Below are 13,610 nucleotides of genomic sequence, written 5' to 3' on the forward strand. Positions count from 1 at the left end.
CGAGGAACGAGCGGCCCCGCGTCGAAACCACTGGCGACCCGCGAACTGGCGAGTGGATTCGTCAGCGCAGGCGATACCCCATGCCACGCACGGTTTCCAGACGCTGGGCGCCGATCTTGGTGCGCAGCGCGCGAACGTAGACGTCGACGACGTTGGAGGCCGGGTCGAAGTCGTACCCCCAGACGTGTCCGAGGATCTGCTCGCGGGAGAGCACCTGGTCGGGGTGGCGGAGGAATACCTCGAGCAGCGCGAACTCACGGGCGGTGAGATCGATCGTGTCCGAACCGACCTGCACGCGTCGCGACCGCAGATCCAGCCGCAGATCGCCTGTCGCCAACGAGGTCTCGGAGCCGGCGGCGGGTGCGTCGTGGTGGAGTCGCAGCCTGACCCGGGCGAGGAGCTCAGCGAACTGAAACGGCTTGGTCATGTAGTCGTTGGCACCGCCCTCGAGTCCGGCGACCGTATCGGTGACGCTGTCGCGGGCGGTCAGCACCACCACCGGGGTGGACACCCCCTCGCCGCGCAGTTGCTGCAGGACACTGAATCCGTCCATCGCGGGCAGTCCGATGTCGAGGAGGATCATGTCGATCTCGGGGCTGCGGCCCATCAGCAGGGCGGTCTCCCCGTCGGCGACGTGCTCCACGGTGTAGCCGGCCGCGCGCAAACCCTTCCCGACGAACGACGCGATCTGGACGTCGTCCTCGGCAATCAGGATGCGGCTCATGGGATCTCCTTGGTGACAGGCCGGGTGATGGGCCGGGTATCGGCGGGCGCGGTGGAGTACTCGGTGGCGGTGCCGACCGGGACGTCGAGCCCGAACGTCGCCCCCTGGCCGTAGATGCTGCGGACCCAGGCGGTTCCGTGGTGGCCGTCGGCGATCGCCCGGACGATCGCGAGGCCGAGCCCGGCACCCGAGCGGCGGGTGGTGGCGGTGCGGTCGGCGGGACCGCCGCCGCGCTGGAAGCGTTCGAAGATGGTGGCGGCATCCTCGGGCCGCACGCCCGGCCCCTCGTCGGTGATCCACAACGACAGATAGCAGGTGCCGGCGTCCTCGACGTAGCGGGAGCCCAGACGGATGGTGGACCCGTCCTCGGTGTGGGCCACCGCATTTGACGCGAGCTGCAGGATGGCCTGGGTGACGCGTTCCGGGTCCAGGACGGCGTGACCCTCGGCGACCTCCATCAGCAGCCAGCGCCGGTCCCCGAGTGCCTGCACCTTGGATTCGATGTCGAGTACCAGCGCGGCGACATCGACCGAGCGACCCACCACGAAGTCGGGTTGCTCGGCCTTGGCCAGCATCAGCAGATCGCTGACGATGCGCCCCATCCGGACCAGCTCGCTGTCCACCAGGGCAAGCGTTTTCGCACGCTCCTCCGGGTCGTCGGGTAACAGTTCGAGATGTCCGCGGACCACCGTGATCGGCGTGCGCAACTCGTGCCCGGCGTCGTCGACGAACTGTCGCTGGGTGGTGTAGGCGCTCTCGATGCGGTCCAGCATCTCGTTGAAGGTTTCCGCCAGTGCCCCGATCTCGTCGCGGCCGTGCACGGGAACCCGTGTGGTGAGGTCACTTTCGCCGATGTCGGCGGCCACGGTACGGACCGTGCGTACCGGTGCGAGGATGCGACCGGCCACCAGGTACGCGATCCCGGTGGTCAGCATCAGGCCACCGAGACCCACCATGGTGATGGTGAAGATGGTGCGGTCCACCAGATCTCGGGCGGGCTGGGTGAACACGGCCACCACGAACGTGCCGGCGGCACCGCCGAGGTTGTCGATCGTCAGTCGTCCCCACCGGATGGCACCCGCGCCGGAATCGAGGACCCCGCCGGTCGCGGTGCCGCGGACCATCACGTCAAGGAGCGCGGGGTCGTCAGTGATGAGACGCAGCCGGCCGTCACTGGGACCTTCGATGATCCGGCCGCCGATGACGCCGAACATGACCTCGCCCAGCGCCGGCGACTGTCGGGACAGATAGACCTCCAGCATGCGTTCCACCGTGGTGAACGGGCGGGTCGTGGTGGGGTCGACACCTTCGGCGGCGAACCGACGCAGTTCGGCCACCTCCTGCTCGACGTCGTTGTTGGCGCGGACGTCGGCGTCGCGCAGCGACAGGTTGCGGGCGGTGACGAGGACCACCACGAGCAGCAGCAGCGTGGTGAGCATGATCCACGCGGTGATCTTCCACCGCGCCGACACCGTGATGCCCCGCCGACGAGCGCGGGGCATCACGGGGTCAGTCGTCGTCATCGTCGGAATCGTCGCCGTTCAGATCGTCGTCGTCATCGGGGTGGTCGTCGTCAAGGTGATCGTCTGAATCGTCGTCGGTGGTGTCGTCGTCGTGATCATCATCGACCCCGCCCCGGGGATGCGGAGCGATCTGGCCGTCGTCGTCATCGAAGCGGTCGTCGGGTCGTCGTCGAACTCCCGGGTGGGTGCGGCCGGCAGCGGTTGCGGAGGTGGTGCGGGCGCAGGTGTGGACGGCTCGACGGTCATCACCACCGGTTCTGGATCGACCTCCGGGTCCGGTGAGCGCACGACGAAGAAGACCAACGTGAAGACCGCGGCTGCGGCGCCGACGGCGGTCAGCAGGGCGAGGGTGCGTGAGGAGTTCATACCGACAACCATCGGATGCTCCCGTGAGGCACCGATGAGACCAAGATGAAGGTTTCTTCACCTTGGCTGTCGTCACAACACGACCCCGGGATTCAGCAGACCCTCGGGGTCGAGTGCGTGTTTGATGAGCGCGGTCAGTTCCATCACGTCGGGTCCCACCTGGTCGGGCAGCCACGCCTTCTTGAGCCGGCCGACGCCGTGCTCGCCGGTGATGGTGCCGCCCAACGAGATCGCCAGATCCATGACCTGCCCGAAGGCGCGTTGTGCGCGGTCACGCTCATCGGCGTCGGCGGGGTCGAAGACGATCAGCGGATGAGTGTTGCCGTCACCGGCGTGCGCGATCACCGCGATCATCACCCGATTGTCGGCGGCGATCGATTCCACCCCGTCGATCAGCGTCGGCAGCGCGGGCAGCGGCACACCCACATCCTCGAGCAGCAGCGATCCGAGCTTCTCCACCGCCGGGATCGCGGCGCGACGCGCGGCGGTGAACGCCTCCCCCTCGGCCGCGTCCTCGGTGGCGAAAACCTCGGTGGCGCCGTTGCTTTCGAAGGCCTTCTGGATCAACTCCACCTCGGCGACCCCGGCCGGGCCGGGCGCATCGGACTGGGCGACGAGCAGCGCCCCGGCCTCCCGGTCGAGCCCCATGCGCAGCAAGTCCTCGACCGCGTTGATGGACGGACGATCCATGAATTCGAGCATCGCCGGACGGATCTCGGCGGTCACCGCCAGCACCGCCTCGCTGGCGTCGTGCACGGAGGCGAAGGTGCCGACCACGGTGCAGGCGGGTGCCTGCGGCGGCAGGAGCCGCAAGGTGACCTCGGTGATGATGCCGAGCAGTCCCTCGCTGCCGACGAACAGTTTGGTCAGCGGCAGCCCGGCGGAGTCCTTGAGTTGTTTGCCGCCCACCCGCACGGCCCGGCCGTCGGCGAGCACGACCTCGAGGCCGAGCACGTAGTCGGTGGTCACCCCGTACTTGACGCAGCACAGCCCGCCGGCGTTGGTGGCGACGTTGCCGCCGATGGAGCAGATCTCGAACGACGACGGGTCCGGCGGGTACCACAGTCCGTTGGCGGCCGCGGCGGCCTTGACCTCGGAGTTGAACAGGCCCGGCTGGGTGACCGCGGTGCGGGTCGCGGTGTCGATGACGAGCTCACGCATCTTCTCCGTCGAGATCATCACCGCGCCGTCGACGGCCGTCGCGCCGCCCGACAGGCTGGTACCCGCGCCGCGGGTGATGATGGGAGTCTTGTTCTCGGCGCACCAGCGCACGGCCGTCTGTACCTCGACGGTGGTGGTCGGGCGGATCAGGGCCAGCGGTGTACCGGCGTCCGGATCGTTCGCCCGGTCCTGCCGGTAGCCGGCGAGAATGTCGGGATCGGTGACGACCATCCCGTCGGGTAGCTCGGACATCAACCCGGTCAGATCGGTACCACTCATGGGTCCCACACTAGAGCTCGATATGGCGCACAATGGCCGAGTGAGCGACTTCAACGCCCAGATCATCGATGAGTTTCGCGCCAACAGCGGCTTCGTGCAGACCGCGGGCTTCGGCCGGAACCTGATCCTGCTGCACACCGTCGGCGCGAAGTCCGGCGAACCCCGCATCAACCCGCTGCTCGCACTGCCCGACGACGACGGCTGGCTGGTCATCGGGTCGGCGGCAGGCTCACCGAAGACCCCGGCCTGGGTGCACAATCTCCGCGCGGACTCGTCGGTGACCGTCGAGTCCCCGGGAATCGGCGGGGTGACCACACAGCAGGCGACGGTCACCGAACTCACGCCCGACGAGTGGGACGACGCGTGGTCGAAGTTCACCACCAAGTCCGACGCCTTCACCAAGTACACGGAGACGGCGCAGGGCCGGCAGTTCCCGATCTTCCGGGTGACGCCGACCGACTGAGCCGCAGACGGTGGGGGCGGCGTCCTACGCTGAGTGCGTGTTCGAGCTCGGCGATATGGTGGCCGGCCACACCGTCGACGAGTTCCTCGGTGGTGGCGCCACCGCCGATGTGTTCCGGGTGCACCGCGCCGACACCCCGGAACCCTTGGCGCTCAAGGTGCTGCATCCCAACGGGTCGGATCGTGTCCGCGTGATCGAGCGCTTCGAGCGGGAGTTCACCATCGCACGCGTCCTCGACCACCCGCACATCGTGCGGGTACATGCGCGCGGCGAGGTGCCCGACTCATCCGACGCGACGCACCCGCTGCTCTGGCTGTCGATGCAGTATGTTCCGGGCCCGCCGGCGACCGCGCTGATCCCGCGCGACGGCGAACCGGACATGCCCGCCATCCTGGGGATCGCGGCGCAGATCGCCGACGCCTTGGACTACGCCCACTCGTGCGACGTGCTGCATCGCGACGTCAAACCCGCCAACATCCTCACCACAGCCCCCACCAGCGACGGCCTCATCGACGCGTACCTCTCCGACTTCGGCATCGCACAGTTCGTCGACGACACCCGGCCGCTGGCCCGCAACGGACGCGTACAGGGATCGATCGCCTACGCGTCGCCGGAACTACTGCAGGCACAACAGCTCTCCCCCGCCACCGACCTCTACGCCCTTGCCTGCAGCCTGGTGGAGCTGTTCACCGGCGAGGCGCCCTACCCGCGAGCGACGGCCTTCGCGATCACCTACGCCCACCTCAACGACGACCCGCCGCGGCTGACCCGGCGTCGACGATGGTTGCCCTCGGCGACCGACTCGATCTTCGCCAAGGCGCTGGCCAAGAATCCCGCGGACCGCTACGGCACGTGTCGCGAGTTCGTCGACATCCTCATCCGTCTCATGCGCGATGTGCCGGTCCCGGAAAGCGCTGAGCCGCAACGGGTGTTCGGGTGGGCACGCGGCCGATGGTGAGCGGCCGGCGAATGCGATCGGGTCACGGGCCTTGCTGGGTCGTCGCGCCTCGGGGAGCGTAGGGGCTCAGGAGGCGTCGGCGGCAGGGTCGATGCGGTAGACCCGCATCGCGTTGTCCCGGAACACTCTACGCAAGGTGTCGGGTCCCCAGCCGGACAGAATGTCGGCAAGTGCGCCCACCTGCATGTCCATGCGCGCGTTGGGCTTGTCGATGGGAAAGTTGCTGCCGTACATGATGCGTTCGGTGCCGAAGTGGGCGATCACGTGCTCGACGAGCGGTCCCACCATCTCAGCAAGGGTCGATTGCCCGCCGATGTTGCCCCACCGCTCGTGCCCGTAGCCGAGGACCGGCATCGCCAGGCCGGACAGTTTCACCACCACGTTGCGGTGCGCGGCCAGCGTCGTCATCCGCTCCCGCCACAACCGCAGGATGTCGGCGCGGGCGGCCGCGGTGGCGCCGGTGCGCACCCCGATCGGCCCGAAAACCCCGGCCGGGATACCGAAATGGTCCAGGACGATGGTGGTGTCGGGATACTCCCGGGCCAGCGTGACGACATCGTAGAGCTGATGGGAGTACACCGAGGCATCGAAGACCAGTCCGCGACGGGCGATCTCGGCGAAACCCTCCAGGAAGGCCGCCGAGGCGAGCATGCCGTCGGCGTCGCCACCGTCGCGGACGCGCGGATCGGGGTGGCGTGAGGCGATGATGCGGATACCGCGGAATCGGTCGGACGCCGCCGCGTGCTCGTCGAGGATGCGGCCGAACTCGGCCGACCGCGGGTCTCCGTGGGCGATCAGCGCACCGAGCCGTGGGGCCGCGCCGGCACCGAACGGCAATCCGTCCACGTAGCGGGTCTCCTCCACCGCGGTGGTGTCAACGGCCGAGAGATCCGTGGTGCTCTCCGCGCGCCAGTGCGACTCGATGTGGACCACGGTGTCGATGGGTACCCCGACCACCGCGGGAACCCCGGCCGCGTCGGCCACGTACTGGTGGGGTTCGTAGGTGCGGGCCACGGTGCGCGGTGTCAGCACGTACTCCCGGTCGGCTCGCGAGACGACGACCGGGAAGATCCGGTCCCCGATTCCCGGCACGAAGCGGTACAAGCGGGAGGCCCGGTTGGCCGCCCATGGCGTACGGCGCGGATTCCACTGTTGCAGATGCGCGTCGACGATCCCCGAGATCACACCATCCAGCGACGTCACGATACGTACCCTGCCACAGCATTCGACACGGCCGCATACGATGGAGGATCGTGAATCGTCGTCGTTCCAGATCGAGTGGGAGGTGAGCGCGCGCGGTGGCCACACACTCACGGCATGCGCTGCATCATCTGCGCGCGGCGGTCAACCGCGATCCGGACGGCTTCGCCAAGAACGTCTACACCCGGATGTTCGCCATCGACCCCGACCTGCGCGACCTGTTTCCCGCGATGATGGCCGGTCAGCGCGACGCCTTCTACCGCGTCATCGATCACGTTCTCGAGGTCATCCCGGCGCCGACGGGGCACACCGAGCTCGTCGAGTTCCTCGCGCAGCTCGGTCGTGATCACCGTAAGTTCGGCGTCGAACCCGAGCACTATCAGGTGATGGCCCAGGCCCTGATGGGCGAGTTCGCCGATCTCATGGGCGATTTCTGGGACCCGGAGACCGCCGAGACGGTCGCGCAGGCGACGATGCTGCTGACCGGCGTGATGCGCGGCGCGGCGGAGACGGCGTCGGGTCCGGCGCGTTGGACGGCCCGCGTGGTGGAGAAGTACCGGATCTCGCGGGATCTCGCGGTGATCCGGCTGATCGCCGACGCACCGCTGCAGTTCACCGTCGGCCAGTACCTCGAGGTGCAGATCCCGCAGTGGCCCAAGGAGTGGCGCAACCTGTCGTCGGCGATCCCTCCGAATCCCGACGGCGAGCTCGAGTTTCACGTGCGGGCAATCAAGGGCGGCACGGTCAGCCCCACGATCGTCGCCGACACCCGCGTCGGCGATGTGTGGCAGCTCGCGCAGGGACACGGCACCCTGCACACCGATCGCGGCAGTGAGGTCCTGATGATCGCCGGCGGTACCGGCCTCGCGCCGCTGCGGGCGCTCATCATCGAGATGTCCAAACGCGCGGACTCCCCGCGCACCCACATCTTCTACGGCATGCGCTATCCGGGCGAGCTCTATGACCTGGCCGTGCTGCGTCGCATCGCGACCACCAATCCGTGGCTGCAGGTGACCGCGGTGTCCGAGGAGACCACCGACCCGTGGTGGCTCAACTCGGTGGCCACCCCGTCGGATCTGGGGCTACCGCACCGCATCGGCAGACTCGCCGATGTGGTGCTCGAGCAGGGGACGTGGGACGACCATCAGGTTCTGGTGGCCGGATCACCGCAGATGGTCGAGGCCACGCGACGACGCCTGATCATCGCGGGGGTACCGGCGAGCCGCATTCAGCACGATCCGCTGTTCTGAGGCGGCGTGACCTACGGGGTGCCGTCCTCGTCATCACCGGTGCCGTTCTCATAGGGATTGCCGGGGATCTCCGGTGTCTGCGGAACGGTCTCGGTGACGGTGGTCGTCGCCGGCTCCGCGGTCTCGGTGACCGTCCGGGTGCGGGTCACCGGGCGTCCGGTGCTGGTGACCGTCGTGGTGCGGGTCGCGGTTTCGGTGACCGTCTCGGCGGCTTCGGTGCGGACGACCGTGCGGGTCGACGGGGTCGCGGTGACCGTGGTGGTCACCGTGCTGGATTCGGTCACACCCTTCTCGGCGGCCAGGACCGCGGTGATGGCGATGGCGCCGAGCACGATCGCGGCCCCGATCGCCGCGCCGATGAACCACCAGCGTCGTCCCGTCGACGACGACGCCACGCGGGTCAGCGTCGTCGGGACCTCGGCGATACCGGCCAGCTCGGCAGCTCCGAGCGCGGGCGCCAGCGTGGGCTGATCGGCGATGGTGACGGGGCGTTGCACCGCGTACTCGAAGGCGGGGGCGACGCCGGGGATCTCCGCGCCCGGCCCGGTGCACAGCACCGAGGTGAGACGCTCACCGCCGGGCATCGTAGTCACCGTGTCGGCCAGCGCGGACGCGCCGTCGGCCTCGGTGACCGGTACCGCGTCGTCGCGACCGAACACCGACGTGCCGATGAGCCGGCCGGTGGCCACATCCACGGTGACCGCGCTCGGCCCGATCGACGGTGCCGCCGCGCGATCGAGGTCGACGACCGCGACAACCCCGTCACGAGTGGCCTGAGCCCGTGCGACCTCCACCAAAGCGGTGGGGAAATCGGTGATCTCCAGCTTCGAATACCAGTCCGCAGACCCCGGGCCGGGGGTGAAAGCACTGCTCAGGTGGGTTCGAAGCGCGTCGTCGGCGACGGCGATGCCGATCTGATCGATGTCCATCGGCACCGACGCCACGAGTTCTTCGATGGCGGCGGTCACCTGATCGGCAGTGGTGTCGGCGAGGTCGACGAGGTTGCTGGCGAGCACCGTGCCGTCACCGGCCCGAACCACCGACGAGATCTGATCGTCGACGACGGAGATGCCGAGTGCCGTGGTGTCGGCGCGGGTGTCGGTCATCTCCAGCCCTTCGAGGCTCGTCGCTATCGCTCCTCGCTCCTCAGAGACCGGGAGGCTCAACGCGAAAGAGTCGGTTTTGACCGGTCAGGATAGACGGCGGGCAGTCGGGCTCAGCCGTCGGGTCGGTCGGCGCGGGCACGCCGGGTGCGGGGCTGCCACACGACCAGCGCGCTGGTCCGGGGAACCGGGACCAGCTCGCCGCCGCGTTTACCGCGTGCCGCGGACAGCTCGTCGCTCAGTTCCCGCACGCGCTGTTGCAGGGCGTCGACCTGATTCTCGAGGTCGATGATCCGTTTGATGCCGGCCAGGTTGACGCCCTCCTCCTGGGAGAGACGCTGGATCTCGCGCAGCAACTCGACGTCGCGGGTGGAATAGCGTCGTCCGCCGCCGCTGGTGCGCTGCGGCGTGACCAGGCCGAGCCGGTCGTAGGTGCGCAGGGTCTGCGCGTGCATACCGGCCAGCTCGGCTGCCACCGAGATCAAGAACGTCGCCGCGTCGCGGGCGCCGTCCTTGCCGTCGAAGTTCGCGGGGCTCATCATCATCGCCCCCACCCGGACCGCGGGTCGAAGCCACTGGCCCGCTCGGCCTCGGCGTAGCGGCGCATGGCCTCCACGGCGGCATCGTCGAGCTTGGGCGGGACGGCGACCTTGACGGTCACCAGCAGATCACCCGATCCGCCGGACCGCTTGGGCACGCCACGACCCCGCACCCGCAGGGTGCGTCCATCGGTGGTGTTGGCGGGGATCTTGACGCCCACCGAACCCTCGAGGGTCGGCACCGACACCGTCGCACCGAGGACGAGCTCGGAAATACTCACCGGCAGTTGAACTTTGAGGTCGTTGCCGCTGCGGGTGAACACCTTGTCCGGCGTCACGTGCACGACGACGTACAGGTCGCCCGACGGCGCGCCGCGACGTCCGGCCTCCCCCTGCCCGGCGAGCCGAATACGTTGTCCGTCTTCGACTCCCGCGGGGACACGCACGTTGATGGTGCGCGCGCGGACCTTGACGCCACTGCCGTCGCAGTCGTTGCACGGGTCGTCGATCCGTGATCCGGTGCCCTGACAGTCCTGACAGGGTTCACTGAACCCGAAGGCACCCTGATTGCGGCTGATGAACCCGGAACCGTTGCAGCTCGGGCAGACTCGCGGACTCGTGCCCGGTTTGGCGCCGCTGCCGTGACAGGTGGTGCACGGCGACGGGCTGGTCACCCGGAGTTGGACGGTGGTACCGAGTGCGGCGTCCTTGAAGGACAGCGTGGTCTCGGTCTCGAGGTCGTTGCCCCGACGCGGCCGACTCGCGGTGGACGTACGCTGACCCCCGCCACCGCGATTGAACAGGCCCTCGAAGAGGTCGCCGAATCCCCCGGCACCGGTGTCGGCGCCGCCGCCGAACAGGTCACCGATGTTGAAATCGCCACCACCGGTGGTGGTGTAGGTCGTGCCTCCCCCGCCCGGGTATCCCCCGGGAAAACCGTTGGCGCCGCCGCGGAATCGTCCGCCGGCGAACATCGCGCGCGTCTCGTCGTACTCCTTGCGCTTGGCCGGGTCGGAGAGCACGCTGTGGGCTTCGGACACCCGCTTGAAGCGTTCTTCGGCCGCGGTGTCGCCCGGGTTCGCATCCGGGTGCAGCTCGCGTGCGAGCTTCCGATAGGCCTTCTTGATCTCTTCAGCCGAAGCGTCAGAAGCAACGCCCAGGTCCTTGTAGAAGTCGTGTTCAAGCCACTCTCGTTGTGGAGCCACCAGACGTCACCTCCTTAAAAGTCTTCTGTTGTCTGGTTCTTCAATTGTCGTGTGATTCTATGCGCTTCCCGGACGCCTACCGCGCCGCTCCCCGAGGTGTAGGGCACCTCAGGGAGCGGCTGTGGAGCGGTCGGGGCACCTCAGGGAGCCGGAGTGTCGGCTTCGGCGCCGGCCTCGGCCGGGTCGGTGACCGTGACCATGGCGGTCCGGATCACCTTGTCGCCGAGACGGTAACCACCGCGGTAGACCTGCCCGATGACCGGATGCGCCCCGTCGCCGTCGTGCTGGACGGCTTCGTGGAGCTCGGGATCGAACGGGTCACCGGGCACGCCGAACTTGGCGAGCCCCTCACTGCTGAGAGCCGCAACCAGTTTGTCGGCCACGCTGCGCAGCGGGCCGCTCTCGAGGTCGCCGTGCTCGCGGGCACGATCGAGATCGTCGAGGATCGGCAACAGTTTGTCGATGAGGAGTTGTTTGCCGTAGGCAACCGAACCCTGCTTCTCCTCGGCGGCACGCCGCTTGAAGTTGGCGAACTGTGCACGCTCACGTTGCAGGGCCGCGGTGAGTTCGGCGATCTCCTCGTCGGCAACCGGGGTTTCGACGTGCTCCTCGGCACCCGTCGGTGTCTCGTCGGATGTCACGGCCGGCTCGGCTTCCGCCGGGCCCGGACCGGCGGCCGAATCGTCGCGCACCGCACCCGTTTCCGGGTCGATGCGACGACGATCGGTCACCGTGACCGGCTCGTCGGGACGAGTGTCACCCGCCGCCGGCCCGCCAGCCGTCACTTCTTCTCCTCGTCGACGACCTCGGCGTCCACGACATCGGAGTCGGCTTCGGCGTTCTCACCGGCCGGAGCGTCGCCGCTGGGCGACTCGGCTGCGGCGTTGGCGTAGATGGCCTGCCCCAGCGCCTGGGACTCCTCGGACAGCTTCTCGATCGCGTTCTTGATGGCGGTCGAGTCGTTGCCCTTGAGGGCCTCCTGCGCACCGGAGATGGCCGATTCGACCTTCTCCTTCACGTCTGCCGGGACCTTGTCCTCGTTCTCCTTGAGGAACTTATCGGTCTGGTTGACCAGCGACTCCGCCTGGTTGCGGGTCTCGGCCTCCTCGCGACGCTTGCGGTCCTCGTCGGCGTGCGCCTCGGCGTCCTTGATCATCCGGTCGATCTCGTCCTTGCTCAGGCCGGAACCGTCCTGGATGCGGATGGAGTTCTCCTTGCCGGTGCCCTTGTCCTTCGCGGTGACGTGCACGATGCCGTTGGCGTCGATGTCGAAGGTCACCTCGATCTGCGGAACACCCTGCGGCGCAGGCGCGATACCACCGAGCTCGAAGCTGCCGAGCAGCTTGTTGTCCGAGGCGATCTCACGCTCACCCTGATACACCTGGATCTGCACCGAGGGCTGGTTGTCCTCGGCCGTGGTGTAGGTCTCCGACCGCTTGGTGGGGATGGTGGTGTTGCGCTCGATCAGCTTGTGCATGACGCCACCCTTGGTCTCGATGCCGAGGGACAGCGGGGTCACGTCGAGCAGCAGGACGTCCTTGACCTCACCGCGCAGCACACCGGCCTGCAGGGCGGCGCCGACGGCGACGACCTCGTCCGGGTTGACACCCTTGTTGGGCTCGCGGCCACCGGTGAGTTCCTTCACCAGCTCGGTCACCGCGGGCATCCGGGTGGAACCGCCGACCAGCACGACATGATCGATGTCGCCGACGGCGATGCCGGCGTCCTTGATCACCGCTTGGAACGGCGCACGGGTGCGCTCCAGCAGATCCGAGGTGATCTTCTGGAATTCGCTGCGGCTCAACTGCTCGTCGAGGAACAGCGGGTTCTTGTCGGCGTCGACGGTGATGTAGGGCAGGTTGATCGAGGTGCTCTGCGAGGCAGACAGTTCGATCTTGGCCTTCTCGGCAGCCTCACGCAGACGCTGCATGGCCATCTTGTCCTTGGTCAGGTCGATGCCGTTCTGGCTCTTGAACTTGTCGACGAGCCAGTCGACGATGCGCTGATCCCAGTCGTCACCACCGAGGTGGTTGTCGCCGGAGGTCGCGCGGACCTCCACGACGCCGTCACCGATCTCGAGCAGCGAGACGTCGAAGGTGCCGCCACCGAGGTCGAAGACCAGGATGGTCTGTTCCTTCTCGCCCTTGTCGAGGCCGTAGGCCAGGGCAGCCGCGGTGGGCTCGTTGACGATGCGCAGCACGTTGAGGCCGGCGATCTGGCCGGCTTCCTTGGTGGCCTGGCGCTGGGAGTCGTTGAAGTAGGCCGGGACCGTGATGACGGCGTCGGTGACGTCCTCACCCAGGTACGACTCGGCGTCGCGCTTCAGCTTCATCAGCGTGCGGGCGCTGATCTCCTGCGGGGTGTACTTCTTGTCGTCGATTGCGACGGTCCAGTCACCCTCGCCCATGTGGCGCTTGACGGACCGAATGGTGCGGTCGACGTTGGTGACCGCCTGGTTCTTCGCGGGCTGACCGACCAGCACCTCGCCGTTACGCGCGAACGCGACGACCGACGGGGTGGTCCGAGAGCCCTCGGCGTTGGCGATGACGGCCGGCTCGCCGCCTTCGAGCACCGCCACCACGGAGTTGGTGGTGCCGAGGTCGATTCCAACAGCACGGGACATATGTGTTTCCTCCTAGCTCGTGGGTCTGCACCCAAGTACGTCTCGAAACCTGAACTCCTGAAACTGCCGAACTTCAGTGCATCCGACTCATGTCTTACTGAAGGCATTCGCCGTAGTCAAGCTCAGTTGAGTCGGAGTGACTCAGGTTTCTCGTAGGGTCCAACGGGGTGGTCGCGCGGATTGTTCCCGATTCGACCAAAAAAGTTGAGTCTGATC

Annotated in this window: 13 protein-coding genes; 3 read left to right on the forward strand and 10 right to left on the reverse strand. The window is 67.9% G+C overall.

Going from position 1 to position 13,610, the window contains the following annotated elements:
* Positions 1-61: 61 nt before the first annotated feature.
* The 4 genes from GBRO_RS21160 to GBRO_RS21175 all read right to left on the reverse strand — a co-directional run bounded on the left by GBRO_RS21160 (position 62) and on the right by GBRO_RS21175 (position 4,053).
* A complete protein-coding gene (locus GBRO_RS21160) occupies positions 62-724 on the reverse strand; it encodes a response regulator transcription factor (RefSeq protein ID WP_012835895.1) in 663 nt (220 codons plus the stop codon).
* A complete protein-coding gene (locus GBRO_RS21165; protein WP_012835896.1) occupies positions 721-2,247 on the reverse strand; it encodes a sensor histidine kinase in 1,527 nt (508 codons plus the stop codon). The genes GBRO_RS21160 and GBRO_RS21165 overlap by 4 nt, the downstream gene beginning before the upstream one ends.
* Before the next feature lie 18 nt (positions 2,248-2,265).
* The gene (locus tag GBRO_RS26425) at positions 2,266-2,613 is read right to left on the reverse strand and encodes a hypothetical protein (RefSeq protein ID WP_052298319.1); all 348 of its coding nucleotides are present in this window, start codon (positions 2,611-2,613) and stop codon (positions 2,266-2,268) included.
* Positions 2,614-2,685: 72 nt separating this feature from the next.
* Positions 2,686-4,053, reverse strand: coding sequence for an FAD-binding oxidoreductase (locus GBRO_RS21175; RefSeq protein WP_012835898.1), 1,368 nt, complete (start codon positions 4,051-4,053; stop codon positions 2,686-2,688).
* Positions 4,054-4,093: 40 nt separating this feature from the next.
* Here GBRO_RS21175 and GBRO_RS21180 point away from each other — a divergent pair, with 40 nt between their 5' ends.
* Positions 4,094-4,516: a nitroreductase family deazaflavin-dependent oxidoreductase gene (locus tag GBRO_RS21180; RefSeq protein WP_041920020.1), complete on the forward strand. Its 423-nt coding sequence runs from the start codon at positions 4,094-4,096 to the stop codon at positions 4,514-4,516.
* A gap of 37 nt (positions 4,517-4,553) precedes the next feature.
* Positions 4,554-5,474 carry a serine/threonine-protein kinase gene (locus GBRO_RS21185; protein ID WP_041920749.1) on the forward strand — a complete coding sequence of 307 codons (921 nt, stop codon included), beginning with the start codon at positions 4,554-4,556 and terminating at the stop codon, positions 5,472-5,474.
* A 66-nt stretch (positions 5,475-5,540) separates the two neighbouring features.
* Here the strand turns inward: GBRO_RS21185 and GBRO_RS21190 are convergent, their stop codons facing one another.
* The gene (locus tag GBRO_RS21190) at positions 5,541-6,677 is read right to left on the reverse strand and encodes an amidohydrolase family protein (protein ID WP_012835901.1); all 1,137 of its coding nucleotides are present in this window, start codon (positions 6,675-6,677) and stop codon (positions 5,541-5,543) included.
* 95 nt (positions 6,678-6,772) lie between these two features.
* Here GBRO_RS21190 and GBRO_RS21195 point away from each other — a divergent pair, with 95 nt between their 5' ends.
* Entirely contained in the window at positions 6,773-7,924 is a 1,152-nt protein-coding gene (locus tag GBRO_RS21195) for an FAD-binding oxidoreductase (RefSeq protein ID WP_012835902.1), read from the forward strand.
* An 11-nt stretch (positions 7,925-7,935) separates the two neighbouring features.
* Here the strand turns inward: GBRO_RS21195 and GBRO_RS21200 are convergent, their stop codons facing one another.
* The 5 genes from GBRO_RS21200 to dnaK all read right to left on the reverse strand — a co-directional run bounded on the left by GBRO_RS21200 (position 7,936) and on the right by dnaK (position 13,394).
* Complete coding sequence (locus GBRO_RS21200; RefSeq protein ID WP_012835903.1) at positions 7,936-9,030, reverse strand: hypothetical protein; 1,095 nt, start codon at positions 9,028-9,030, stop codon at positions 7,936-7,938.
* A gap of 110 nt (positions 9,031-9,140) precedes the next feature.
* A complete protein-coding gene (locus GBRO_RS21205; RefSeq protein ID WP_041920751.1) occupies positions 9,141-9,569 on the reverse strand; it encodes a heat shock protein transcriptional repressor HspR in 429 nt (142 codons plus the stop codon).
* A complete protein-coding gene (gene dnaJ, locus GBRO_RS21210) occupies positions 9,569-10,771 on the reverse strand; it encodes a molecular chaperone DnaJ (RefSeq protein WP_012835905.1) in 1,203 nt (400 codons plus the stop codon). The genes GBRO_RS21205 and dnaJ overlap by 1 nt, the downstream gene beginning before the upstream one ends.
* A 140-nt stretch (positions 10,772-10,911) precedes the next feature.
* Entirely contained in the window at positions 10,912-11,556 is a 645-nt protein-coding gene (grpE, locus tag GBRO_RS21215; RefSeq protein WP_012835906.1) for a nucleotide exchange factor GrpE, read from the reverse strand.
* On the reverse strand, positions 11,553-13,394 hold the full coding sequence (dnaK, locus tag GBRO_RS21220) for a molecular chaperone DnaK (RefSeq protein ID WP_012835907.1): 1,842 nt from the start codon (positions 13,392-13,394) through the stop codon (positions 11,553-11,555). The genes grpE and dnaK overlap by 4 nt, the downstream gene beginning before the upstream one ends.
* Positions 13,395-13,610 lie beyond the last annotated feature (216 nt).

The organism is Gordonia bronchialis DSM 43247 (assembly GCF_000024785.1).
In the GTDB taxonomy this organism is placed as follows: Bacteria; Actinomycetota; Actinomycetes; order Mycobacteriales; family Mycobacteriaceae; genus Gordonia; species Gordonia bronchialis.